Annotated in this window: 18 protein-coding genes and 2 pseudogenes; 15 read left to right on the forward strand and 5 right to left on the reverse strand. The window is 47.8% G+C overall.

The window, feature by feature from the left end; genetic code table 11:
* The first annotated feature begins 31 nt into the window (after nt 1-31).
* The 12 genes from DYC63_RS02345 (at nt 32) to DYC63_RS02400 (ending at nt 9,171) form a co-directional block, all read left to right on the forward strand.
* On the forward strand, nt 32-556 hold the full coding sequence (locus DYC63_RS02345) for a YceD family protein (protein WP_172459372.1): 525 nt from the start codon (nt 32-34) through the stop codon (nt 554-556).
* Nucleotides 557-559: 3 nt separating this feature from the next.
* Nucleotides 560-763, forward strand: coding sequence for a 50S ribosomal protein L32 (rpmF, locus tag DYC63_RS02350; RefSeq protein ID WP_115217762.1), 204 nt, complete (start codon nt 560-562; stop codon nt 761-763).
* Nucleotides 764-780: 17 nt separating this feature from the next.
* The gene (plsX, locus tag DYC63_RS02355) at nt 781-1,821 is read left to right on the forward strand and encodes a phosphate acyltransferase PlsX (RefSeq protein WP_115217763.1); all 1,041 of its coding nucleotides are present in this window, start codon (nt 781-783) and stop codon (nt 1,819-1,821) included.
* On the forward strand, nt 1,818-2,786 hold the full coding sequence (locus DYC63_RS02360) for a beta-ketoacyl-ACP synthase III (protein WP_115217764.1): 969 nt from the start codon (nt 1,818-1,820) through the stop codon (nt 2,784-2,786). The genes plsX and DYC63_RS02360 overlap by 4 nt, the downstream gene beginning before the upstream one ends.
* Before the next feature lie 11 nt (nt 2,787-2,797).
* Nucleotides 2,798-3,727 (forward strand): ACP S-malonyltransferase, encoded by a 930-nt coding sequence (fabD, locus tag DYC63_RS02365; protein ID WP_115217765.1) that lies wholly within the window; start codon nt 2,798-2,800, stop codon nt 3,725-3,727.
* A 4-nt stretch (nt 3,728-3,731) separates the two neighbouring features.
* A complete protein-coding gene (gene fabG / locus DYC63_RS02370) occupies nt 3,732-4,472 on the forward strand; it encodes a 3-oxoacyl-ACP reductase FabG (protein ID WP_115217766.1) in 741 nt (246 codons plus the stop codon).
* 83 nt (nt 4,473-4,555) lie between these two features.
* Complete coding sequence (gene acpP / locus DYC63_RS02375; RefSeq protein WP_112863869.1) at nt 4,556-4,792, forward strand: acyl carrier protein; 237 nt, start codon at nt 4,556-4,558, stop codon at nt 4,790-4,792.
* A gap of 174 nt (nt 4,793-4,966) precedes the next feature.
* Entirely contained in the window at nt 4,967-6,229 is a 1,263-nt protein-coding gene (gene fabF / locus DYC63_RS02380) for a beta-ketoacyl-ACP synthase II (RefSeq protein WP_112863871.1), read from the forward strand.
* Between the two features lie 2 nt (nt 6,230-6,231).
* Entirely contained in the window at nt 6,232-7,245 is a 1,014-nt protein-coding gene (gene mltG, locus DYC63_RS02385) for an endolytic transglycosylase MltG (protein ID WP_115217767.1), read from the forward strand.
* Complete coding sequence (gene tmk, locus DYC63_RS02390) at nt 7,245-7,865, forward strand: dTMP kinase (protein WP_115217768.1); 621 nt, start codon at nt 7,245-7,247, stop codon at nt 7,863-7,865. Before mltG ends, tmk begins: the two co-directional genes overlap by 1 nt.
* Complete coding sequence (locus DYC63_RS02395) at nt 7,862-8,809, forward strand: DNA polymerase III subunit delta' (RefSeq protein WP_115217769.1); 948 nt, start codon at nt 7,862-7,864, stop codon at nt 8,807-8,809. The genes tmk and DYC63_RS02395 overlap by 4 nt, the downstream gene beginning before the upstream one ends.
* Entirely contained in the window at nt 8,806-9,171 is a 366-nt protein-coding gene (locus DYC63_RS02400; protein ID WP_112863877.1) for a PilZ domain-containing protein, read from the forward strand. Before DYC63_RS02395 ends, DYC63_RS02400 begins: the two co-directional genes overlap by 4 nt.
* A 65-nt stretch (nt 9,172-9,236) precedes the next feature.
* On the opposite strand, the gene DYC63_RS02405 is transcribed toward DYC63_RS02400, so the two are convergent.
* Nucleotides 9,237-9,419 carry a hypothetical protein gene (locus DYC63_RS02405; protein WP_115217770.1) on the reverse strand — a complete coding sequence of 61 codons (183 nt, stop codon included), beginning with the start codon at nt 9,417-9,419 and terminating at the stop codon, nt 9,237-9,239.
* Nucleotides 9,420-9,488: 69 nt separating this feature from the next.
* Here DYC63_RS02405 and DYC63_RS02410 point away from each other — a divergent pair.
* The 3 genes and pseudogenes from DYC63_RS02410 to DYC63_RS02420 form a co-directional block, all read left to right on the forward strand.
* Nucleotides 9,489-9,704, forward strand: a pseudogene (locus tag DYC63_RS02410) (epoxyqueuosine reductase QueH); the annotation flags it as partial.
* Nucleotides 9,705-9,820: 116 nt separating this feature from the next.
* Nucleotides 9,821-14,386 carry an STY4851/ECs_5259 family protein gene (locus DYC63_RS02415; protein ID WP_115217771.1) on the forward strand — a complete coding sequence of 1,522 codons (4,566 nt, stop codon included), beginning with the start codon at nt 9,821-9,823 and terminating at the stop codon, nt 14,384-14,386.
* Complete coding sequence (locus tag DYC63_RS02420; protein ID WP_115217772.1) at nt 14,383-19,470, forward strand: DEAD/DEAH box helicase; 5,088 nt, start codon at nt 14,383-14,385, stop codon at nt 19,468-19,470. Before DYC63_RS02415 ends, DYC63_RS02420 begins: the two co-directional genes overlap by 4 nt.
* Nucleotides 19,471-19,701: 231 nt before the next feature.
* Here DYC63_RS02420 and DYC63_RS12350 read toward each other — a convergent pair whose 3' ends face one another.
* From DYC63_RS12350 to DYC63_RS02430, 4 genes and pseudogenes are all read right to left on the reverse strand, one after another.
* The gene (locus DYC63_RS12350) at nt 19,702-19,989 is read right to left on the reverse strand and encodes a hypothetical protein (RefSeq protein WP_172459373.1); all 288 of its coding nucleotides are present in this window, start codon (nt 19,987-19,989) and stop codon (nt 19,702-19,704) included.
* 7 nt (nt 19,990-19,996) lie between these two features.
* Nucleotides 19,997-21,163 carry an IS256 family transposase gene (locus tag DYC63_RS02425; protein ID WP_115217369.1) on the reverse strand — a complete coding sequence of 389 codons (1,167 nt, stop codon included), beginning with the start codon at nt 21,161-21,163 and terminating at the stop codon, nt 19,997-19,999.
* A gap of 95 nt (nt 21,164-21,258) precedes the next feature.
* Nucleotides 21,259-21,384, reverse strand: a pseudogene (locus DYC63_RS12355) (IS5/IS1182 family transposase); the annotation flags it as partial.
* Nucleotides 21,385-21,469: 85 nt separating this feature from the next.
* On the reverse strand, nt 21,470-26,209 hold the full coding sequence (locus DYC63_RS02430; RefSeq protein ID WP_115217773.1) for an autotransporter outer membrane beta-barrel domain-containing protein: 4,740 nt from the start codon (nt 26,207-26,209) through the stop codon (nt 21,470-21,472).
* Nucleotides 26,210-26,375: the final 166 nt, after the last annotated feature.

The raw sequence follows: 26,375 nt of genomic DNA on the forward strand, positions 1-26,375 counted from the left end.
GAGATTTTTGACACTTCAAAGAGTTGAATGTATGATGCGCCATCCTGCCGACCAGTCCCTGCCTCGTTTCATCGAACCGTGGCTTTTTGCCCGCAGCCGCAGAATCGTTTCCGGTGCTTTTGATCTTCATCAGAGCCAAGAGCTCAAAGCTTGGGCGGAAGCGGACAAACCGATGCAAGTTTATATAGAAGGCTATTGCGATAATGACAACAAAGCATACCTCAAAGGTCAGCTTAACGTATCGCTTAGTTTGACTTGCCAACGATGTTTACAAGCGATGCAGTGGCAGGCGGACTTGCCCTTCGACTACCTTCTTCTGCGCTCCGAAGCCCAAGAAGAGCAAATCGAAGACGGTAGAGAAACACTCGTCTGCGCCGATGAAGAAATTGATTTGGCGTGGTTTTTAGAAGAAGAAGTGCTATTGGCAATGCCCATGATTGCCAAGCACGACAATTGCCAGTTGCCGATTGAACAAAGCCGCATCGCTCAAACTGAAGCTGAAGCGCCGCAAAGTCCTTTTGCACAACTGAAAGATTTAATGAATAACAAGGAGTAAACCATGGCAGTTCAACAAAACCGCAAAACCCCTTCAAAACGTGACATGCGCCGCAGCCACGATGCTTTAGGCTTCGCCACCATTTCAACCGACAGCGCCAGCGGCGAACGCCACTTACGCCATCATGTAAGCAAAGACGGCTTCTACCGCGGCCGCCAAGCCATTGTCAAACCTGCTGATACACTCGACTTCCAAGACGAAGAATAAGTCTCAGCGTCTTCGCGATGACACAGACAAACACAGTCACTATCGCCATTGATGCAATGGGTGGCGATATTGGCTTAGACAGCACACTGGCAGCAGCGCAAATTGCTCAACAGCAGCATTCGGCGCTGCATTTACTTTTGGTTGGCGACGAGCAAGCCATTCAAACGCACGCTCTTTTCGCCCAATTAGACAAAAATCGCTGTGAGATTTTGCACAGTTCGCAAATTGTGGCGATGGACGAACTGCCGGCTAATGTATTACGGCATAAAAACGACTCTTCCATGTGGCGCACCATTGAAATGGTGCGCGACGGTCGTGCCCAAGCCTGCGTCAGCGCGGGCAACACAGGCGCATTAATGGCAAGCGCGCGCTACATCCTCAAAATGCTCCCCCGTATTTCGCGTCCGGCGATTTGCGCCACCCTGCCGGCAATGCACGGACACGTCCATTGCTTAGACCTCGGCGCCAACGTCGATGTCAAACCCGAGCAATTGGAACAATTCGCCATCATGGGTTCCGAGCTGTCCAAAGCATTGGATAATAATCCGCAGCCTACCGTCGGTTTGCTCAATATCGGCGAAGAAGCGATTAAGGGCAATGATACGGTTAAAGAAGCAGGCAAACTGCTTGCCCAAGCGCCTATCAACTACATCGGCAACATCGAAGGTAACGACATTTTCCTCAAACAAGGGCTGAACGTTGTGGTCTGTGACGGATTCGTCGGCAATGTGGCGCTGAAATCGGTTGAAGGCATCGCCAAATTCATTCAATTAAGCCTGGAACGCGAATACAAACGCAATCTGTTGACCAAATTAGCCGCACTTTGCTCATTGCCCATCTTGAAAAAACTCAAAGGCACGATGGATCCGCGTATTTATAACGGCGCCATGTTATTAGGCTTGCAAGGACTTGTTGTCAAAAGCCACGGCAATGCCGATGCTTTCGCTTTTGCCAATGCCATCAGCCGCGCCTATTTAGCGGCAAGCAACGGTATTTTAGAACGCATCCGTACGCAATTAACCCTCCTCCCTTCCCTAGAAGAAGAAAAACCCGCATGATTTATACCCGCATTGTCAGCACCGGCAGCTATTTGCCCCAAAAAGTGCTTAGCAATCACGATTTATCCGCCATGATGGATACTTCTGACGAGTGGATACAAAGCCGCACCGGCATTAAGCAACGTCATATTGTCGCGGATAATGAAAGCAGCACCGATATGTGCGAGCAAGCCGCGATAGAGGCTTTAGCCGCCAGTCCTTATGGGGCGCAAGACATCGATCTCATCATCATCGGCACCAGCACGCCGGAATATGTTTTTCCCAGCAATGCCTCGCAATTACAGGCAAGGCTGCCTTTCCGCCCGATTCCCGCCTTAGATGTTTCCGCTGCCTGCTCCGGCTTTATTTTTGCTTTGGCTACGGCAAATGCCTACATCCAAAGCGGCATGGCGCAGCGCGCTTTAGTCATTGGCGTTGATGTTCTGAGTCGTCATGTGGACTGGCAGGACCGTAATACGGCGGTCTTATTCGGCGATGGTGCCGGTGCCGTTATTGTCGAGGCTAGTGAAACCCCCGGCATTTACGGATTCAGCCTGCATAGCGACGGCACTCACGGTCCGCTGCTATTAATAGACAAAGGTGCCGGCGCTGCTAATGAAAATTTGGCGCAACGCTCTTCTTATGTGCAAATGCAAGGACGCGAAGTCTTTAAAGTAGCGGTAAAAAGTCTTAGCGGTTTAGTCGGCGAACTGCTCGAACAATGCCAAATGCAAGCGCAAGACATTGATTTTCTCGTGCCGCATCAAGCGAATTTACGCATCATTGCCGCCACCGCAGAACACTTGAATTTGCCCATGGAGAAAGTTATTGTAACGGTTGACCGACACGCCAATACCTCTGCCGCTTCCGTGCCACTTGCCTTAGACGACGGCATCCGTTGCGGAAAAATTCAGCGCGGGCACAAAGTGCTGCTTGAAGCATTCGGTGCAGGCTTCACTTGGGGCGGTTGCATTCTCAGCTACTAAAAGGAGATTCTATGTTAGGCCTCATCTTCCCGGGACAAGGTTCGCAATCCCTCGGCATGCTTAAAGCGCTCAGCGAGCAATTTCCGCAAGTCCTGCAACGCTTTCAAGAAGCCAGCGATATTATCGGCAAAGATTTATGGACCATCGTGCAGGAAAACCCTGATGACCAACTCAATCACACCATTTACACCCAACCGATTCTGCTGACCGCCAGCTATGCCGCCTATGAAGTGCTGCAACAAGAATTAGCGATTAGCCCGCAATTTTTAGTCGGACATTCTCTCGGCGAATACAGCGCCTTAACAGTTGCCGGAGCCCTACCTTTTGCCGAAGCCGTCGCTTTGGTTCATCAACGCGGCAGCATTATGCAAGAAGCCGTTCCCTTCGGCGAAGGCGCAATGGCGGCAATTTTAGGCCTGGAAGACAAAGTGGTACGCGAAGTATGCAGCGGTATCGAAGGTGGAGAAGTCTATCCGGCAAACTACAACTCTCCCGGTCAAGTCGTCATCGGCGGTAAAAAAGCAGCTGTTGATGCAGCAATTGTCGCTGCCAAAGCCGCAGGCGCCAAACGCGCGGTCTTATTGCCGGTCAGCGTACCGTCCCATACACCGCTGATGCGTTCCGCTGCTGCAAAATTCAGCCTCTTCTTAGACCAAATTCATTGGCAGGAACCGAAAATCTCTGTGATTTTCAACGTCGATGCCAAACAACACAAAGACCGCTACGGCATCCAAGCCGCATTAGGTGCACAATTATATGAACCCGTTTTATGGACGGATTGTATTACGGCGCTCGGCGAGGCCGGCGTTAATAAAGTGATTGAAGTCGGTCCCGGCAAAGTATTGAGCGGATTGGCAAAACGTATCGACAACCGTATCAGTGCCGGCAATTTTGACAGCCCGGACCAATTAGAAGGTCTGCGCAGCTTTTTGGAGCAATAAATAAATGAATGTATTAACAGGAAAAATCGCCTTAGTCAGCGGCGCAAGCCGCGGTATCGGCAAAGCTACCCTACTCGCCTTGGGTCAGGCGGGCGCAACCGTCATCGGCACCGCCACTACAGACAGCGGCGCGGCAAAAATCACGGACGCCATTCAAGCCGCAGGCCTTAAAGGCAAAGGCATGGCATTAAATGTCAATGACGAAGCGGCAATTGAGCAAATCTTTGCCGAGATTAAACAAGCATTCGGCAGCGTGGAAATTTTGGTCAACAATGCCGGTATTACGGACGACGGCTTATTGATGCGTATGAAGCAAGAGCAATGGGATAATGTCATTAACACCAATTTGGGCAGTATCTACCGTATGAGCAAGGCGGCAAGCCGCGATATGATGAAAGCGCGTTTCGGACGCATCATCAACATTGCCTCCGTAGTTGGCGTGATGGGCAATGCTGGGCAAACCAATTATGCCGCCGCCAAAGCAGGCATTATCGGATTCTCCAAATCCTTAGCGCGCGAATTAGGTTCCCGCGGCATTACGGTAAACGTCATTGCCCCCGGTTTTATCGCCACCGATATGACCGACACCCTGCCCGAAGCGCAACGCCAAGCCTTATTGGCTTCAGTGCCTTTAGAAAAACTCGGACAGACGGAAGATATTGCCCAAGCAGCAGTATTTTTAGCCGGCGCGAATTACATCACAGGCGAAACATTGCATGTGAACGGCGGGCTGTACATGCTGTAATGCCTTTCATGCAAAAGGCTCTGACACCGACGCATTATTTCGGTATAATGCGGAAAATTTTTATCAATCCAATAGGAAAAAACATGAGCAACATTGAAGAACGTGTCATTAAAGTTATCGCTGAACAATTAAGCGTTGACGAAGCACAAGTAAAACCGGCAGCCCATTTTATTGATGATTTGGGCGCCGATTCTTTAGATTTAGTGGAATTAGTCATGACCCTTGAAAAAGAGTTTGACTGCGAAATTCCCGATGAAGACGCAGAAAAAATTACGACTGTACAAACAGCGATTGACTACGTCAAAGCCAATCAGGCTTAATCTCGGGCATTATCCGAATTCAAAAGCCACGGAAGTGTCCTTCATGCCGTGGCTTTTTTTTATTTATCGCTACTGTACGGTAATATAACAATATATCCGACAGTTAAGCATTTGCGCTCTTAGCGCGGTATCTCCTTCAATAGCAAGGCACGAATCAGTTAAGGAATATTTTTGATGAATGAAATGACTTCACGCGCCCTGAATCGGGTAGTAGTAACAGGCATGGGGATTATCAGCCCTGTGGGTAGCAGCGTGAACAGCGCTTGGGCCAATATTTTGGCAGGCAAAAGCGGCGTACGCCCCATCAGCGATTACGACGCTTCGGCATTACCTGTACGCTTCCGTGCGAATGTCATTGATTTTAACAGCGACGAATATTTCTCTGCCAAAGAAGCGCGCAAAATGGATACCTTCGTGCATTACGGCATGGCGGCAGGAATTCAAGCCATTCAAGATAGCGGCATAGACTTTGCCCATAACGAAGCCCTTGCCGAACGCAGCGGCATTATTATCGGCTCCGGCATCGGCGGCTTGCCCGGCATGCTCTCCGGCTATAAAGATTTCCTTGACGGCGGTGCCAGACGCGTTTCTCCATTTTATGTTCCTGCTAACATTATCAACATGATTTCCGGCAATTTGTCCATCCGATTCGGTTTAAAAGGTCCTGCCCTCGCAACCGCAACCGCCTGTGCCAGCGCCACCCATTCGATTGCGCAAGCCTACCGTATGATCCAATTAGGCGATGCCGATGTCATGGTTGCCGGTGGTGCGGAAATGGCGGGCAACGATATGGGAATCGCCGGTTTTGCCGCTGCCAAAGCCCTCTCTACCCGCAATGACGACCCGCAAGCAGCCTCCCGCCCTTGGGACAAAGACCGCGACGGCTTTGTACTTGGCGACGGCGCCGGCGTACTGGTATTGGAATCCTTGCACAGCGCGCAAGCACGCGGAGCTAAAATTTACGGCGAAATCATAGGTATGGGCATGAGCGGCGACGCCTATCATATTACCGCTACCCACCCCGAAGGCAACGGCGCGGCACGTTGCATCCGCAATGCCCTACGCGATGCCCAAATCAATTCTGAACAAATCGACTACATCAATGCACACGGCACTTCCACGCCGATTGGCGATTTAGCGGAAACCCAAGCAATCAAACAAGCCATGGGCGATGCCGCCTACCGTACCGTCGTCAGCAGTACTAAATCCATGACGGGACACGCGCTTGGCGCTGCCGGCGGACTTGAAGCCGTCTTTACCCTTCTTGCACTGCGAGACGGCAAAATTCCGCCCACCATCAATTTAGACAATCCCGGCGAAGGTTGCAATTTAGACTACTGTCCGCATACGGCACGCGACGCCGCGCTCAATATCGCCATGTCGAACTCCTTTGGCTTTGGCGGCACCAATGCCACCCTCATTTTCCGCCGCGTCTAAACATGATTATCCGCCTGTTACGCCGCCTATTCCTCCTGCTCTTCCTGCTAGGCATAGGCGCAGCAATTTACGGCTACAAACTCTATCAGCAAAGCTTGAATGCGCCCTTGCAAGCAAGCGGCACAGCCATACTGCATGTTGCGAAAGGCAGCAATATCAACCGCATTGCCCATGATTTGCAAGCCCATGGACTGCAGCATCCTTGGGCATTGATACTGCATGCGCGTTTAAACGGCGGCGCGGCGCAAATCAAAGCCGGCGACTATCGCATCGAGCCGAATATGAGTACCCTAGACCTGCTGAACAATCTGCAAACAGGCAAAGTCATTGTCTTACAATTCCAAATCATTGAAGGCAAACGCAGTGCCGACCTGCTGCGACAAATCGCCGCCACCACAGAACTCAAACACGAACTCAGCGGCAAAAGCGAAGCGGAGATCGCCGCCATACTAGGCATCAACGGCAGTCTGGAAGGACAATTTCTCCCCGACACCTACCATTTCCACTACGGCGACAGCGACATCGACCTCCTCAAGCACATGCACCAAGCCTTGCAAAATACCCTTACGCAGGCTTGGGAAACACGAGCGGCAAAAGGCACTCTCAACAGCCCCTATGAAGCCCTCATTCTCGCCTCCATCATTGAAAAAGAAACCGGCATAGCCGGCGAGCGCGCCCAAATCAGCGGCGTATTCCATCGCCGCTTGCAGCAAAACATGCGTCTGCAAACCGACCCGACCGTCATCTACGGCATAGGCGAACAGTATCAAGGCAACCTCACGCGCCGTGACCTACAAACCGACACCCCCTATAACACCTATACCCGTTACGGACTCCCCCCTACCCCCATTGCGCTCGCCAGTGCCGCTTCCATCAAAGCCGCCCTGAATCCGCAAACCGGCGACAGCCTATACTTTGTCGCCAACGGCACAGGCGGACACACCTTCAGCGCTACCTACCAAGAACATCAAAAAGCCGTGCAAACCTACCGCCGCAGCCAAAAGGAAAGCCCCTAATGCAAGGTAAATTCATCACTATCGACGGCAACGAAGGCGCGGGCAAAACCACGCAAATCGCCCATATCCGCGACTATTTGCAAGCCCAAGGCAAAACACTCTATACCACTCGTGAACCGGGCGGCACCGCCGTCGGCGAAAAAATCCGTGCCATCTTTCTCGACCCCGAACTACAACCCACCCAATTAACCGAACTCCTCCTCATCTTTGCCGCCCGCCGCCAACATCTGGAAACGGAAATCTTCCCGCGACTTGCACGCGGCGAATGGGTACTCAGCGACCGCTTCAATGACGCCACCTATGCCTATCAAGGTGCAGGACGCGGCATCGACAGCGCTCTCATCCGCCAATTGGAACAATACATACAAGGCGAATTTCAGCCCGATTTATCCCTCATACTCATGATTGAGCCGGATAAAGCCGCCGAACGCCTTGCCAAACGCAATCAAGCCCCCGACCGCCTCGAACAAGAAAACCGCGCATTCTTCCAACGCATAGACGCAGGTTACCGCCAACGTGCCCAAACCCAATCCCATGTGCAACTCATCGATGCCGGCGGCAGCCCCGAGCAAGTCTTTGCCCGCATCAGTCCCCTGCTGCAAGAACTCTGCCGCTCATGACGCACTACCCTTGGACAAGCCTCGCCGCCCCACAACTGCAACAAGCCATTGAGCAACCCACCGCCTGTCTGCTGCTCATCGACCCACAGCAAGACAATGCCGATGCTCTAGCCCGACAACTCATCGCCGCCAGCCTCTGCGAAAACAGAAGCCAAGGCAAAGCCTGCGGACAATGCCATCCCTGCCGCCTGCGCCAAGCAAACACCCATCCGGACATCATCATCGCCCACGACACCCTTAACATAGAAGCCGTGCGCGAACTCATCGCCAAACTCAGCAATACCCCCAGTATCGGCAAACACCGCTTCATCTACCTAAAAAATATCGACAAATACTTTGAAAGCGCCCTCAACTCCCTGCTCAAAACCCTAGAAGAACCCAGTCCGCATAACCACTTTATCCTCAGCGCCCCCTCGCGTCGCGCCGTAAAAGCCACCATCTTAAGCCGCTCGCAAAGCTACCAAGTACCCCAAGCCGATCCTGCGCAAGCTCGAGACTGGCTCATCACGCAAGGCATAGACAGCGCAGAAGCCGAACAACTCTTAGCCCTCTATCGCAACAACCCCTTCCTTGCCTACGCACAACGCGAACAAGCCAATCCCCTTGCGCTCTTTGCCGACTTTATCCGCTACTGCGCGCAGCCGAAACAACAGCGGCAATTCCTGCAAATGCTGGACAACTATCCACAGGAAGAACAATTAGACCTCCTCTGCTACCAATGCGAACGCCTCATCGCGTGGATACAACTAGACAGCACCCCGCAAAATTGGCAAAATTCCGCCCAATACATAGAGCAACTCGCGCAGATTGATATCCACCGCATACACCACCTCTATGCCGCGCTGTGCAAACTGCGCCGCAGCAAGCGCCAGCCGCTAAACTGGTCATTACAAAGCAAAACCCTACTTTTACATCACATGGAAACAAGGAATCCCATCCTATGAGTGAACAGCAACAAGCCCAATCCAAACTGAAAAAAGGTGTCATCCGCCTAGATTTCGAAGACACTCGCAGCCTCTATCAATCCTACATGCCCTATGTGGACGGCTGCGGACTATTCTATCCCACCGAAGAAAACTTCAGCCTAGAACAAGAAGTCTTCGTCTTTCTCAAACTGCCCGAAGAATTTGGCAAATTCGCCGCCTCCGGACGCATCGTATGGCTGAACCCGCCTAAAGCCGCCGTCAAACGCGTTCCGGGCATCGGCGTCCAACTGCGTGGAAAAGAAGCCCCAAAAATTCGTGAAGCCATTGAAAACGCACTTGGTAAAATGCTCAATACCGGCTTGCCGACCATGACCATGTAATGAAACAGCATCTACAGCATGCTGATTCAATTAATACTTTAACAATCATTGCTTAAACCGATAAGCTACGGCAATCCATCATAGCCCATTCTTTTCATTGCTTTGGATAGGGTCATATCGCTGATTGGCTTATTGCGGTTGCCTGTCAGAAAATAAGGACTGTTATAGCGGTTAAGTTGGCGTAATTCGGCTAATACCGCCAATGCCCAATCAGATAAGGGAACGATATGCGGACGTTTCATTTTCATGCGTTCGGCTGGTATATGCCATTCCGTATCGATACCGTCCCAAAAAGTGTGTCTTTTTGGGACGGTATCCCGGACGTGCAATACTGGACCTTCAACTGGCGCAAAGGCGGCGGCAGCCAACGCATGATCGAAATCAGCAAACGCGAGAGCTTCTACATGCAGGAATACTGCGGCTACGTCTATTCCCTGCGCGACACCAACGCATGGCGCATCAGCAAAGGCCGCGAAAAAATCAAAATCGGCGTAATGTATTACGGCGAAGACAGTACCGGCGAAAGCCGCTAATCAAAAATCCGCTTAACAGGCGGATTTTTTACACCTGATAGAAGAAGATTAGTATAATTAAGATAGCAAAAGCGATAAAACTAAAGACTTTTAATTGCCCAACCACCTTAATTACCATGTTCTCTAACAGCAAAAAACTACGCCTATTACTTGAAAAAACCCAGCAAGATAATCAAAAGCTCAGAAATCAAGTAGAATCCTTGCATACACAACAAAAATTAGAGAAAAAATTACTTTCCGAAGAAAAAATCTCTCTGCGCCTTAAGCAAGAACAACTCAAGGAAAAAGAGCAAGGCTTTGCAGAAAAACTCCGCGCAACCTTACAGCGTTTGCAGCAAAAAGAAGCCCAATTGGCAGATAGAGAACAAGCCTTATTCAAAAAAGAAACAGCTTGGCATAAACGCGTTCAAGCAGAAAAAGACAATATTATTAAGAGCAAACAAGCGCATCAAACACAAGTTCGCACAATCAAACAGGCCTTAGCCGATTTATCGCAGACCGAAACGCAAATTAAAGCCCATCTATTAGAACTACACGCAACACAGAATGAAAAACAAAAAGAATTAAAACATATTCAAAAATATCTCGTTGAAGCCACAGAATTATTACAATGGCAACAAGAACAAATAGCTCAATTAAACCAAGAATTATCGCTTATTGAGCATCATATTGAGCAACAGCAATCCCAAAAAACCGCATTAACAGACAGCATTGCAGCGCAATCTATCGCATTAGAAAAACTAAATAAAAAAATAGAAGCCGCCGCACAAACGCAAGCGCGACAAGAGCAAACTGTGTTTAATCTCTCTCAAGAAATCGAGCAGAAAACACAATCCGCTCAGAAACTTGAACAGCAAATACAAGCATTGACGGAAGACGAAGCGCTGAAAACTGCAGCATTAACAACAGTACTCACGAAAATAACAGAAGCCGCTCAAACACAGGCTCAGCAAGAGCAAACTGTGCTTAATCTCTCTCAAGAAATCGAGCAGAAAACACAAGCCGCTCAGAAACTTGAACAGCAAATACAAGCATTGGCGGAAGACGAAGCGCTGAAAACTGCAGCATTAACAACAGTACTCACGAAAATAACAGAAACCGCGCAAACGCAAGCTCAGCAAGAGCAAAGCTTATTTAAGCTACCTCAAACAATTGAACAACAAGAAAAATATCTGGAGAATATCCAAGCGCAAATCACTCAAGCAACAGAAAAGCAAATATATCAACTCAAAGAGGAAAGTGCCCGTAAAACGTCTGAATTAGCCAGTCTACAAACACAAATCACTCTTCAGCAGCAAATTATTGTAGACAGTGAACAATTAAGCCTGAATTACGCAGAAACCGCTGATTCCGTAAAATTTTCAGATTCTGTTTTTGGCGATTGGCTAAAAAACTTCTTTGCTCAACGTCAGGAGCTATCCAATTGTGCAGATGGACGTGCTTTGTATGCTTATACGCTCAATCAAACAGAATATATTGCTTTAAAGAATCTATTTGTACGCTTACACAGTATGCCTAGTGCAAATAATCCAAGCTTTTCTGAATGTGGCGCTTGTTACTGCCTAATTATTAGTGAAATTTACCGCCGCGAATATGAGGGAGGTAACTGGTCTTGGGAGTTTTTTGATCAAAAACTTAATTTACCATTTAAAAATCCCCAAAAGCGCTATGAGCTGATTCGCAATGGCTTAAGATATTGGGGACGAAATTATCGAATAAGTGAATCCGGTCTAACGCAATATTTAGGCACTTTATTTGCCGAAGGTGGTTTACCGATTCCACTATTAACAAAAGAAGATAATAAATTTGCTGAGATTTTTAATTACGGTTTAGCGTATTATCAACAAAGTTTAAAAGAAAATCGCCCTTTAGAGGATTATTTGACAGCAAAACAGGACATCTTAGCTCAAGCATTGCGTGAAGAAAGCATCATGACATTATTTGCCGACACGGTGCGCACGCTAATGCAGTTGGCAGAAACATTTGAATTAGAACAACAAGATAACCCTGCCGCCTATTTAGACCAACAGCAAATCAATTGGCGGGATCGTTTTCCTTTTGCCTTACCTGAAAAACAGGCGGATGACTTAATCAATCAATGCTTAAGCAATGCGACAAATGAATACAAAGCCAATATACTAAAACACATTCATTACTCTCATCATGTTCGCAAAGATGAATTTACTTTATTTGTGCGTTTGAAGATGCCGCAAGAATTTTTAATTCCTCTTAAGAATTATCAAGGAAAAACATTTTTACAATGGCAAATCTATGAGGGCGAACATCAGCTACCAAAGATTGGCGGCAAGATTTTCGCTAATTTAAGTGAAGATTCTAATGAATTAATCCTAAACTTCAATCAGCTGCATTATGAATTTGATCGAGATAAAACAGAATTACCTTTATCTATCCGTTTTTATGCTGATGGAATATTGCTACACAGCGAGATCTTAGCGGATTCTGCTATCAGTTTTGATTCGCCATGCTTATTTATTGAACAACATCGCAACCAAGATTGGCAGCTAATCTCGAATAGTGAATTTACTCATTGCAATCAGCCCTATTTAATTGCTTTGCCACAAGGATTTTCCGTTAATGAAGCAATTGAATGTCTGTATCAAGATCCGCAGACTGGGCAAAGCTGGTTTCATCATAATGCGGGTCTAAAAGCTTACGATTTTGAAGGTCAATGTATTGAAGTGCAGTATAAAACCTCGTTATCACAACCAGTGTATTTATACGGACAAGAATGTGATTTTTTAGATAAAGATTCCCGCCCTATTTATCGCGCTTGGCCTCAATTACGCAGCCCGGCGCATTTGCCTTGCACTCATATCCGAATTAGCAATCAAGAGCTTCGCCCACCTTATGAAGTATATGGTCGGTTTATGGTCGGATTTTATAGTGACAAGACATTATTATTACGCCGCCATATCAGTGTATTACCTAAAGATATAGCCTACACTTGGAAAGCAGCAACTAGTCATAAAACAGGTGCCGAATTATCCTTAAATGGCATTGCACAGCTGCAAGTGCAAACATCCGCCCCGCAGGACTTTGAGATTAGTGGCGAACACAATCAGTGGTATTTCAAAAAACCACGAGGCATGCCTCCTGCTGCTATTGAGCTTAAGCTCAATACTGAAGGCTATGCACCGGTAGTCTTATCTTTTCCTTATCAAACTGCTCAACTCTTGCATGATGATATTTATATGGAGCAAAAAACCGTCAGATTAGATCAACTGATGGGCAAGCGCATTGATATTGCCTTAAGCAATACGCATAAAATGCTTCTAACTTATTGCTTATCAATCGATACAAAGATTCAACGCAGCATTGATTACCACTTATCCAAACAAAATAAGCAAGTGGGGCTATTTGCTCTGCGAGATTCTTTTTTACATATCTTATCGTGCAGCAATCAACAGGATGCTGCCATCAAGTTAGCACTCATTTCCTCAGGACAAGAATTAATCAGCTTAAGCATTCAGCGTTACGATGATGCGTTGATTGTAAAAAATAACAGCGGTGAATCTGCCGAACATCCGCATAGATTTAGCATACGATACAGCAACAACAGCCTGGTACCTTGCTCGGATCTTATGGTGTGCGTGATACGCCTCGATAAGCCGAAACTGCCTGAGCAGAGACTCGATGCCGACGCAGACAATCACTATCAGCTGCCGGCAGAGCAAGGCATATATTTTGTTTATCCGGCGGCGGATTCAGCAATCAGATTCTGCCCCAAGGTCTTGAATTATGCCGATAAAACTAAGAACCATCTTGTATGGACAGAAAGCTTAGAAAAAGCCATCTGTGCTTATCATCCCCAAGATAATCCTAAACCTATCGCCGCCGTTATTGAGCGCATGAAAAATGATCCTGCTCATAGTGCTTGGCAATATTTCGAACAATTACAAAAGAATGATTGCGCACATTTGCCGCTATCTGCTTTTGAACCGTGGCGGGCTTTAGCCCAATCTCAGCAAGCATTGGCTTTAGCCGTCTTGAGACTGAATTTAGATCAAGAATTTTGCCAACGCATGCGGGAAGAGCTCGCCGTGGTATGGGAATGGCTACCGCTACCAGTCTGGCAGAAAGCACTCCACAGTTACAGCACATATTTGCACAGCATCCTCAGCAAGATTGGCATTGAAGCAAACAATCTACCCGCTATTGATGAGACGCAGATTCCGCTCAACATTCTCTGTAATAGCGAGATTTTGCGCCGCTATCTGCGCGTTCGACAAACTCAGGAGAGAGTCGCTGATAGAGTCGTCATATATGAGCAATTTGAAGAAATGCGCAATCCGGCACCTGATAGCCATTATAACTATCTCTATAACCGCATCCGCAGTCACAACTTAGCTTTCTGCACCGAGCTTAATCAAACAATTGAACAATGGCTCAACACAGCTAATCTCTCTTTACCGGAAGACATGCTGCAACTGATAAAGAGATTAAGGCAAAGAGAGTTCACCGAAGACCGCAGCTTGGTCTTTTTGCCATTTTTTATCGCTTGTGTGAAAGTGGGTCTGGCGCACATTGAAGACATCCGCCCTGCCGATATTTCTGATGCAGCATTTGTGGATCTGTTTTATCAAGTCTATCATCTGAGCCCGGAATGGTTTGAGCGCAATTGCAGCACCTTCACTTCTTATCTTATCGAACAATCATTATGAATAATCAAACTACCGAACACAGCCTCTTCGCACTCATCAAGCAAAGCCTGCTTCGCTTGCAAGAATCCACTTTGGGCGTATTAGAAATCCGCAATCAGAAAATATTGCAGCATTTACGCCAAGAAATGAGCGACGAACTGGGACACCGCAACTGTTTTCTTGCCGACCCTGTACTTGAACACACATTTGGCTGGGAAACGGCGGAGCAGACTTTGCAAGACTTATCCTCAGAAGGATTGCTCTCTCCTCACCTACTCGAGATTTTAGCTAATGCGGAAAAAACTTACGCCTTTCCTCCTGAAACGCATCCTTACCGCCATCAATTAAAAGCATGGCGGCATTTATTAGCTCCGCAAGCGCAATCTGCCATCATCACCAGCGGCACAGGCTCGGGCAAAACAGAATGTTTTATGATTCCCATCATAGAAGATCTTTTGCGCCAACATCAGCAGCAAGGGAGATTGGTCGGCGTACAAGCGCTATTTCTCTATCCACTCAATGCACTAATCAATTCGCAAAAAGAACGCCTAGATGCTTGGCTCAGCCCACTGGAAGGCGGTATTCGCTATTGTCTATATAACGGCAATACACGCGAAAAAGCGAAAACTCGTGATCATGACCGCCCGCATGAAGTGCTCTCACGGGAAAAGCTGCGCCAAGAGCCACCACCAATATTGATGACCAATGCCACCATGTTGGAATATATGTTGGTGCGCCAAGCAGATGCCCCTATTGTGCAAAAATCCAAAGAGAACCAATCCCTGCGCTGGATTGTCCTTGATGAAGCGCACAGCTATATCGGCTCACAAGCTGCCGAAATCGCCTTATTACTCCGCCGCGTGGTGCAAGCCTTTGGTAAGCAATCGCATGAAATCCGCTTTATCGCCACCTCTGCCACCATTGCCGATGCAAAAGCCGAGCAGGCATTACAAAGCTATCTCTCCGATTTAGCTGGCGTGCCTAAAGAGCAGATCACCGTCATTTCGGGGCAACGCCATTTTGAATCTTTCCCCCTTGGCACAGGGCAACAAAGCTTGGCAGAATTGCAAGAACTGCCAAGTGACAGCCGTTACGCCGCCTTAAAAAATCATCAACTTGCCAGCCTTATCCGCCAAGAACTCACACAATCGCCTCAACCTTTAAGTCTCAATCAGCTCATTGAACGCTGCCGCGCATTGCTCTCAGGCAGTTTGACCCAACAGCAAGCGCAAATCTTGGTTTGGCTAGACTTGATGAGCCAAAGCTATTCGCCACAAGGTGAAGTCTTTTTAAAACTGCGTATGCATCTTTTTCAATCTATGCTGCATGGCTTATGGGCTTGTGTGGATAAACATTGTCCTTGCAAATCTCCGGAATTATCCTCAGAGGATTTTGGGCAAATCTATCTCCATCGCCGCCATCGTTGCGACTGCGGCGCACCGGTCTATGAAATGGTCTCATGCCATGATTGCGGCAGCTTTCATCTATTGGCGCAAGAACAGGATGGCAAGCTCAAACAATGCACACCGATTGTTGCCGATGAATTTAGCTTAAACAGTGAGAAGGATGACGATGATGAAGCAGAGCTTAATCCTCAAACAGATAAACGCACGCACAAGAGTGACTATATGCTGCTTGCTCCTGGCAGCGCAAAAGACCATATCAACACCTATAACCAGCAGAAGCTCAATAAAGACAGCGCGGAAATTGGCAATCCTCAGGGCAATAATTGCCTAATCTATATCCGTCTGGCGGATGATGCCCATTGCGCGGTCTGCGGTCATAAGGGAAGTCAAAGAACTTTTTACCGTCATCATTATCTGGGTACGCCTTTTTATGTAACGCAAACAGTACCGACGGTATTGGAATTTTGTGCGAGTGCTAGTGCAGACGATCACCCATCTCAGTTGCCTGCACATGGTAAACGCCTGATTACATTCACCGACAGCCGCCAAGGCACGGCACGCATAGCGATTAAAATGCAGCAACAAGCCGAATACTCTAAAACACGCGGTTTAGTCTTTGAGCTTCTCTTGGATCATGCTCAACAGCAAACAGAAAGCCCACAAAATAAACAAGAGAGAGAAAAGATAGAGAGACAAATTACGGAATTAAAAAACAGCTCTGAAATTCCAGAACACCTCTCAAAGCCGATCTTAGATACTCTCTATGCTGCCCGGGAAAAACTGCGACCACCTCCTGTGCGTATAGCATGGAAAGATATGATTCAATCATTGGCACAAAAAGACGAGCTTGTAAGGCATCTCCTGCCCTATAACCAAGAGATTAATACGTTTTTCTCCTCTTCCGATGGTAAAAAAAATTTGGCAGAGCTGCTTCTTTTACGTGAATTTGCCCGCCGCCCTAAATATGCCAATAGTTTAGAAACTCTCGGCATGGTCAGCCTCATCTATCCAAACTTAGCTAAAATCAACAACCCGCCCATAGGCTGGACAGAAAGAGAGGTTGTGACACAAGCAGATCAGGGTAAGAAACGGCTGGATTTAGAAGATTGGCGCAACTTTTTAAAAATGCTCTTAGATTTTTTCGTCCGCGCAAATAGCTGTATCGATATTTCAATTGATCAGAAACGTTGGATTGGTTCCAAAATATTTGCCAAGCGGCTTTTACCCCCAGATTCACAAAGAAAATCGGATTCTTACTTAAGGCATTGGCCAAAATTTAATTCCAAAACTCAGCAAGCGCGGGCGATTAAAATTCTGCAAGCGGTTTGCGGTTTTTCCATTGATGCAGCCAGCACACAAGATAACATTAATGCTTGGCTGAAAACGGCATGGGAGCAACTCAATCAAGTTGGGATACTCCGACGTGATAATGACACTTTCTATTTGCCCATGGAAAACACTGCCTTTGCATTGCCTGAAAACGTCTGGCTATGCCCCATTACCCACCGTTTCATCGATAGCAGTTTGCGTGGCGTCAGCCCTTATCTGCCTCGCCATTGGGATACACTGGATGCGCAGCAATATTTTTGCCGCCGTGTGGCGCTGCCTGATTATCTTCAATTGCGCACCGATGCTAGCGCCACCCCACGATATTTACAAATGCGCCGCCAAATGGCAGAAAATCCTACAATCCATAGCTTGCGCACACAGGGTCTGTGGAGCAATTTACATGCTCAAACGGTTGAGGGCGGTTTTTATTACCGCGTGGCAGAGCATTCTGCGCAAATTACCGCAGACAAACTGCAAGATTATGAAACACGCTTTAAAAAATGCAAAATCAATGTCTTAAGCTGTTCCACCACCATGGAAATGGGAGTTGATATTGGCGGCATGGCGGCAGTAGTGATGAATAATGTACCGCCGCATCCTGCCAATTATCTACAACGGGCGGGGCGCGCCGGCAGACGCAATGAATCTACCGCCGTAGCTTATACCCTTTGCAAAGCTGATCCGCATAACCATCATGTCTTCCGTCATCCGCGATGGGCATTCACTCATGCGATAGCCGCGCCACAAGTCTCACTCAACTCCGCCAAAATTGTCGCTCGTCATGTGCATTCGCTGTTATTGGCGGATTTTTTACAACACTACAATACGGCAAGCGAAGATAACACTAAAATCAATGCCTTCTGGTTTTTTAATCAGGAAGCCGACGTTTGGCAGCAGTTTGCCCAGCATATTAAAGCACTTCAGTCTCAGCCCCTGCATGACACACTCAAGGCGCTTGTTCGCGATACTGCTTTGGCAGAGCGCCCGCTAGAAGAGATTCAAGAACAAGCCATTCAACAATTAGAGCAACTTGCTAAGGCTTGGCAGACTACTCAGCGGGCAATTGAGCAACAAATCAAAAATAGTGTGCAAATCCCGCAATATCAGCGCGCCGTCAAACTGGAAAAACAACGCCATGAAAGTGAAAACCTGCTTACCCACCTTGCCTCTCACGGCTTTTTGCCCGGCTATGGCTTCCCCACCAATCTTGCCAGTTTTAGCATTCGCAATATTAACGAACAAGACAAGAAAAACGATAAACAACGCGAAGACAATCTCTTTGTGCGCAAAACCTCTCCCAGCCGCAGCCTAGACATTGCCTTGCGTGAATATGCGCCGGGAGAAGAAATAGCAATTGATGGCAATGTTTACCGTAGTGCAGGCATTGATTTACGCAGCAAAACCGGTAACAACGAAAAAGTTGCCATTCAGCAATTAGACACTGCATGGCGATGTGGAAATTGTGGTGCATCAGGGCTCAGCAATTATAAATATCATCATGAAGCCATCATCTGCCCGCGTTGCGAAACCAAAATTAATCCCAAATACAAAAAGACTGTTCTTGCGCCTCAAGGCTTTTTGGTCGATTTCTTTACCAGCCCTAGTAATGATGTCACTGTACAGAAATTTATCAAAGCTCAAGCTCCTTTAGTGCAAGTCTACGGGCAGCAAGCCCCACTAGCAGGCAACTGCGGAGAAATATGCTATGGCAACGGAGAAATTTTTCATCATTCTTCAGGAGAATTTGAACACGGCTTTGCGGTGTGCTTATGCTGCGGTCGCGCTAAATCCATGACTAGCAAAAATGAGCTACCACAAGAATTTAAAGACACTTACCATGCAAACCTCGGCGGCGGTTCAACTCGTCCAGATAAAGAGAAAAACTGTGCCAGCAGCCATGTGCAAAGCAATATCCATTTGGGCTATCGCCTGCATACCGATGTGTTAGAGCTGGCATTAAAAAATCCGCAAAAACGCCAATGGCTCAAAAAAGAGCAAAAATCTATCGCGCGCACCTTAGCTTTGGCATTACGCAATGAAATCGCTGCGTATCTCGGCATTGCCTGCGCAGAAATGGGCTATACGGTTAAAGAAGATAGGGCATTAGCAAGCGAGGAAAGACGTATCGTGATGCAAATTTACGACCATGCCAGTGGCGGTGCAGGCTTTGTTTTAGCCGCGGTAGCGCCTATTCATGAATTATTACAGCGCTCATTTAAACGCTTAGAATGCCCTGATGAATGTGATTCTGTCTGCGAACATTGCCTTGGCAGCCAAGCCGATGCCCAGAATAATGACGAGATCAACCGCCATCTGGCATTAAACTGGCTCAAAGAAAGCCAATTTAGCGCTGCCCTCGCTCCAGATTAAGGCTGAGAGAAAATTCTCTCAGCCGCTGAACTTAGGGATTTTGCAAGAGTTTTTGCAAATCTTGATAGTAGCCGCTGAGTTGCTCGATCGGGTTTTCGGCGCGTAGGCGCGGAAGTATAGCCGTTAAACTTTAAAACAAGACGTAATTTCCTACGAAGAGCAAAGAAAGCAAAGTTTTGAGCAAAACTCGCTACGCAGAACCAGCGAAACTGCAAATTTCCACAAAACCAGTTACGGAGCACTTAAAATCCCCTTTTGCCTTGCCACAGACAGCGCAGGATTTTTCGGGAACAAGCGCGTCACTGTTTGAGCGATTAACGAAGTCCGAAGCGTTTTGACGCGCGCCGAAAAATTCAAGCTGGCAAGGGAACTCCGCGTAGCGGAGCAAGGCAAGGGGCTGCCTTTCTTTGCGTACTTTCTTTGGCAGCGCAAAGAAAGTACGGCACAGCGCAGCGTTAAAAATAAATCATAAGAAGATACCGCCCCATAAAGTGTGTCTTTTTGCAAGAAAGTCAGCATAGGCAGTTTAGCTAAAAAGTAATGAATCTGCAAAACGGCTCAATGGGTAACGGTAAGTTGTTTCACCCATATCAATAGCAGTTTTACTCATCAGCGTTAATACAGAATCTACATTGGGCATGCTGTTGCGTATCTTTAAAGTGCGTTTAAAGGATTTGTTCAACCGCTCAATTTGATTCGTGGTGTAAATCATATTTTGTACCTCGTTTTCATAATGCAGATAGGTTAAATAGTAGCTTAGCTTGTCCTTATCAGCCAATATGGCAAGAGCTTGCGGGTAGTATTTCTTCCACTTCTGATAACAGGCTTTAGCACGTTCAGCAGATGCCGATAAACTGTCATGTTTGCCGACACAGAAGACGTCTTTTAAATCTTGTGCCAGCTCCGCTCTATGGCTGGTTTTGCTTTGACTGAGTAGGCGTCTTTTCAGGTGCAGTACGCACTTTTGTATGCGGCAGGCAAAGTGTTTTTCAATCCTCTGATCCAGCCCTTTCAAGTCATCGATGATAGCTAACTCAATGCGCTGTATCCCTCTTTCTTTCAGGTCTTGGCAGATGCTGTCCCAAGTGCCGGCAGATTCTGTGGGGGCGTTGTAGATACCGAGCACCTCGCGGGTTTTGTCCAGCTTCACGCCGAGCACAACATAGTACGCTTCGCTGGAGACGGTCTCACGTTTGGTTTTGACGTAGGTGGCATCCAAATAGATGATGGGATAATGGGGCTCTAGCGGTCGTTCTCGAAAGGCTTTCATGTCCTCATACAGGCTTTCGGTGATGCGTGATACCGCGCTTTTGGAAAGCTTTTTACCATAGATGTTTTCAGTAATGCCTTCGATCTGACGGGTAGTTAAGCCGTTGGCATATAACTCAAAACACAGCTCATTCAGCATATCCTGCTGCTCACGCATGACTTCTAGCAGAAGAGGCTTAAATTGTCCTAAACGATCTCTAGGAATCGCTAACTCAATCTGCTCACCAATACCCAGTCCGCGTAGACTTCGGTAGCCATTAGCTTTATTACCATGGCAATGATTTGAGACTAAAAAGTCCTTGCGCTCGGCTTTCATCAAGCTGTTCAACATAATAGATAGTAGCGTATTGATGCCATTGGGCTTGTTGGTAAAATCATGACAAATTTCTTGTAGCTGCTTTGGGCTTAGTTGTAAACTGTTCATAGGGTCTCTCTCTTTTTTGGATTGCGTTTGCTAAAACATTCTTACAAAAATTTGAGAGACCTTTTCTTTTACCTCTCATCAGACACACTTTATGGGGCGGTATCATGAACTTTGATATGGGTGGCATCGATCATTAGCCATTCCATGTCTTTTTCTCCCGAGAGGCTCAGCATGAGCTTTGTCCAAACCCCTTTGTTGCGCCAACGGATAAAGCGGCGATGGGCTGCTTGGTTCATGGCATTATTGGGCATTGTGGGTGAGGTTGAATGATCTCATGTTTTGGATTGTGACTACACTATCTAAGCTTCAGAACTTAAAGCCAATTTTAAAGAAAGCGTTCAGGTCTTTGCCACCATCGCCAAAGCTGTTAGCAAGTCCGGTTTTGAGACTTAAACCTGTGGGGCTGACATATTCAAGCCCTGCACCAATGCGCAATTGATTGTCTTGCGAAGCGGTACGCAGGGCGAAGTTGCTGCCGTCTTTAAATGTAGCAATCATCGGTGCTTTGCCTGCGGTATGTACATAGTCCAGACCAAGTTCGGCATTGAGCTTGCCTGCTGCCAAAGGCATGGTATAGACAACATTGCTGCCCACGGATGCTTCCAATGTGTTGTCTGAATATTTCGCCAAGCCGAGCGCGCCTGCACCGTTTTCTGTTTGCGCATTTATGCGTACATGATTAAGCGCCAAGCCGGCTCTGGGTTCAAGACTAAACTGTTCATTCAAAGGCAGGCGGTATTTGGCTTCGCCAAAGAGGCTGAAGCTGTTTGTTTTTACATCGGCATCAAAGCGATGGTTATCATAGCCGTTGCCGGTGTAGCGTTCGCCTGATAAATCCGAATGTGCGTAGGCAAGCCCGGTCGTGAAAGTGAAATTATCCACGCCTGTGATTGCCGCCACGCTGCCATAGATAGAATTGCCTTTTAAGCGGCTGTCTTGAAAACCTGTGAGTTTGTCGCGGCTTAATCCGGCGTTGGCAGTAATGGTGAATTGATCGTTGATGCCATAAGCCAAGCCGGCTGTTGCTAATTGTGTGCTAGCGTGGTCTGCGGCGATATTGTCGAAGTCTTCTCTGGCAGTAGCTAAGCCTACTTTGGTGAGATATTCCCCTGCTTGCAGACGTTTGCCGCCCTCAAGACTGTGTTGACGGAAATGCTGCAGGCGTAATACGGCATGTTGCGGCACGGCGCCATAAATATTGTGCTCAACGACTGCTCCAAGATAGGCATTAATCGCAGCATTGGCTTGCGCATAGTTTTTGTCTTTCAAGCTTTCAGATGCGGCTAAGAAATTGGGGTTGCCTGCAACGGTGCGCGAACTTAGCCAACTGTTGTAAGCATCGCTGTATGGGCTTACAAAAGTATTAAACTGCGGTGCTGGGTTCACTGGTGGCTGCGGTGTTGGGTTTACAGGCGGCTGCGGTGTTGGGTTTACAGGCGGCTGCGGTGTTGGGTTTACAGGCGGCTGCGGTGTTGGGTTTACAGGCGGCTGCGGTGCTGGGTTTACAGGTGGCTGCGGTGTTGGGTTTACAGGTGGCTGCGGTGTTGGGTTTACAGGTGGCTGCGGTGCTGGGTTTACAGGCGGCTGCGGTGCTGGGTTTACAGGCGGCTGCGGTGTTGGGTTTACAGGCGGCTGCGGTGCTGGGTTTACAGGCGGCTGCGGTGCTGGGTTTACAGGCGGCTGCGGTGTTGGGTTTACAGGCGGCTGCGGTGTTGGGTTTACAGGCGGCTGCGGTGTTGGGTTTACAGGTGGCTGCGGTGTTGGGTTTACAGGCGGCTGCGGTGTTGGGTTTACAGGCGGCTGCGGTGTTGGGTTTACAGGCGGCTGCGGTGTTGGGTTTACAGGTGGCTGCGGTGTAACAGGTTTATCTTTAAATATCACTACACCATCGCTATCCATTTCCGCGTATTTAGAGGCGCGGGTGGTGGTGAATTCAACACCATTATTGCTGAGTCCTTTACCGCCGAAATGCACTTTATTGCCGAGTTCGCTGTCTTCATCGGCAATATCAAAGCTGAATTTGCCCTTGCCGTTTAGATTCAAAGGTGTAGCGCGATTGTCATCGTACAAGGCATGGTCTTTGTCGCCGTTGACTTCGTAAATGAGTGTGTCGTTGATAGTAAGCAGATTTGCACCTGTGATGCGGGCATCGGCGGTGAAGCGTGTTGGCGCATCTATCAGCAAATTTTCCGCATTTTTGATGGCGTAATCGACTTTGATTGGCGTGCTCGCGCTGTTGCCTGCTGTGCCGAAAGTAATCGTATCGCCTTGATCATGATCGCCCATATCAATCAAGCGCCCGTTGATTTTTACGTTTGCATCGGCAATCCATAATTTGTCATCGCCGGCGGCAAAAAACATATCGCCATTGACGAAGCTGTTGCCGCTTAAATTGAGCGTATTATTGCCTGTGCTGCCCAAAACGGCCTTGGGCGTTTGATTGCGATTGACCACAAAGCCATTGCTGTTAAAGAGGCTTGCTTGCGCATTGACCGTCACGCCATCGCCTAGATACAGCCCTGTCTTATAACCATTGACAATCACATTGTTTAATTGCAGATCGTTGTGTGCGGCGAGTGCGCCAGTGGCAATACCCGCGCCGTTGATGATGCTTTTGCTTAAATCGCCACTGGCGCTAAAGCTGCTGTCTTTGCCGCTAGCATCTAACGTGCCATTGATAATTTGGTATTCCGTACCGGCAATATTGTGCTTGCCGCCCGCGCCGAGCACAATGCGATCAATGGTTTGTGCATCATCATGGCGAATGGTTTTATCCACCCATTTTAAGCGTCCGCGCGCATCGGTTTCTTGAACGGTTTCAACCGATAAGCCTTGTTTTAAATAAATCAGTGTGCCGAAATTCTCCAGCACTTCTTTGCTCGATTCATAATATTGCCAAGGCTGGCGCATGGCATTGTTGGCAACAGTGATCATATTTCTACCATCTTTATCTTTATGATAATGCCCGGCGATCATCGTGCCTGCCATTAAGCCATAATTTTGCAGCTCTGCTAGATAACTGCTTTTACTGTAATTATTTTTCCCAAAACCTGCGTCGCCTTTAGTGATAATCGCTGCATGATTGCCTGAGATCAAACCCATATTAGTGATGTTTTCAGTAATATTGCGATCTGCGGCGATGCCCGTGCCAGTGAGGAGAAATTCCACTTCTTGATAGCCGCTTGAAGATACGCCGCCGCTGGATTTAAATCCATGCGCCAAATTAGCATAGCCGCTAATTACACCGCGATTATCAATTGTGCCCAGTGTAGTCCCCTGCCTCACATCTGAATTTGCGCTCTCGCCAATAAAACCGACAATGCCATTACCACTGGCAAAAATTTCTGCATCTGCGCGGTAAGCGGTTTTAGTGCCGGAAAAAGCGCTGGAATTCGGTGGATTTTTCGGCACATGATTGGCATATTTATTTTTAGTGTTTGCATCGGCAACAAATAATTTCACTTCTTCTTCAGGAATATCGTGATTGGCAGCTAGGGCTGAAGTACCTGGTTTGGCGCTGATGCTACCCTTGATAATGCCCTGATTATCAATCGCGCCGATTTCTGCACTGCCTTTGGATAGATATTTAACACTATAGGCGCTAATCCCATTTCCCACACCGCGAGTCTCTATGCTCAAATCACCCGTGGCCTTGTCCGGTTCCACCACCACATGCGCCGCTCCTGCGATTTCACCAAGATTATTGACTTTGCCAATCGCCGCATGCGTATGTTGATTGCGCACAGAAGTGCTTTCAGCATAAGCGCTCAAGCCATTGCCCGAGGCAAAAGCCTCCGCAATGGAAGCCGCACCATTTTCTACGGTGGAATTATTATTCGCTATTTGCTGGAGCTGTCCTCTAATACGTCCCTGATTGTCCACCGCGTCAATCCGCGCTTCTGCGCGATGCTCTGCGCCACCTTTGGCTCTGACATAATAGGCATTGAGCATATCATTATTCGATAGTGCCGCCACTGAGACGCCATTACCCGCCGCCTTGGTATACGTATAAATATCATGCGTAAAAGCAGGTGTTTGAGAGCCACTTAAGCTGGCTTGAGCGCTCATCATGCCGCTATTATCAAGCCGCTCAAGCTGAGCAGTATTGTGATGATTAACCGAGCTCTCGGCATATTCGCCAAATCCCCAAGTGCCCGAACGGGGCGTAAACACATAAGTCGTCAAAGCGGCAGCATTGCCCGAAGCAACGGTTTTGACCGCATAAGCACGGAAATCATCATTTTGATTTGTCACTGCATTTGCGCTGGAATGCAGCGATGCCTGAATGCTGCCAGTATTATTGAGTGCCGCCACCTGCACCTGTGCATTTTTGGGTTTGGCTAAGAAATCATAAGTGCTGCTTTCATCAGTTTTTGCGGCACGTTGCTCACGATAAATTGCACCTGTGGGTGCCGTATCGGCGGCGGCAATCACTGAAGGCGTGCTGCCGCTCATGCCATCAATGGTTTGTGCATTGGGATCTCCCGGACCGTAATCCACCGCCGCCACAATGGAAATACCATTTCCTGTAGCAAAACTTTTCACCGCGCCAAAGGTCTCCGCTTTGCCGCCACTTAAGTCCACTTGGCTATCAATCAGGCGCTGATTGCTGATTTGGCTCAAATCATAAGCGACACTGTCGCGATTATTATGCGCTGACCAGCCCAAGACATCGATGCCATTGCCCTGCCCTTCAATAATCACATTGCCCCATAAACCAGCCGCCGTATCAGCACCTTTCGCTGTCAAGCTGCTGATAATTAGCCCCTGATTATCCGCGCCTTTTTGCGCAATTTTGCCATCTTTTTCATTCGCATTGCCATACCAAATCACGCGCACGGGATTGCCGGAGCGATTGATCTCACCAGTCACCACCGCCGTTGCTTGGCTTGCGCTTAAGTCTGCGGCGGCGGAGACTTTTTCCCCCGCCGCCACGCTGGCAATCTCACCCTCACCTTGTTGATATGCCCAAGCTTGTGGCATTGCCAAGGCAGATAAAATACTGAGGCTCAAGCTGTTGAGCATAAATTTTTTGTCTAATTGCATACGCAGTTCCTTGTATCAAATAAATATATTGAAATTTTCAACAATCCTTCATGAAAACTTTTGCGCGGACTGTCTCGCTTTTATTTTTACTTAAACATCGCTTCGCATAGGATGCTGTATAACTGTCTAAAGCATTAATAAACCCTCACCGTAAAAATTTTATCCT

The sequence above is a fragment of the Suttonella indologenes genome (assembly GCF_900460215.1).
GTDB classification, from domain to species: Bacteria; Pseudomonadota; Gammaproteobacteria; order Cardiobacteriales; family Cardiobacteriaceae; genus Suttonella; species Suttonella indologenes.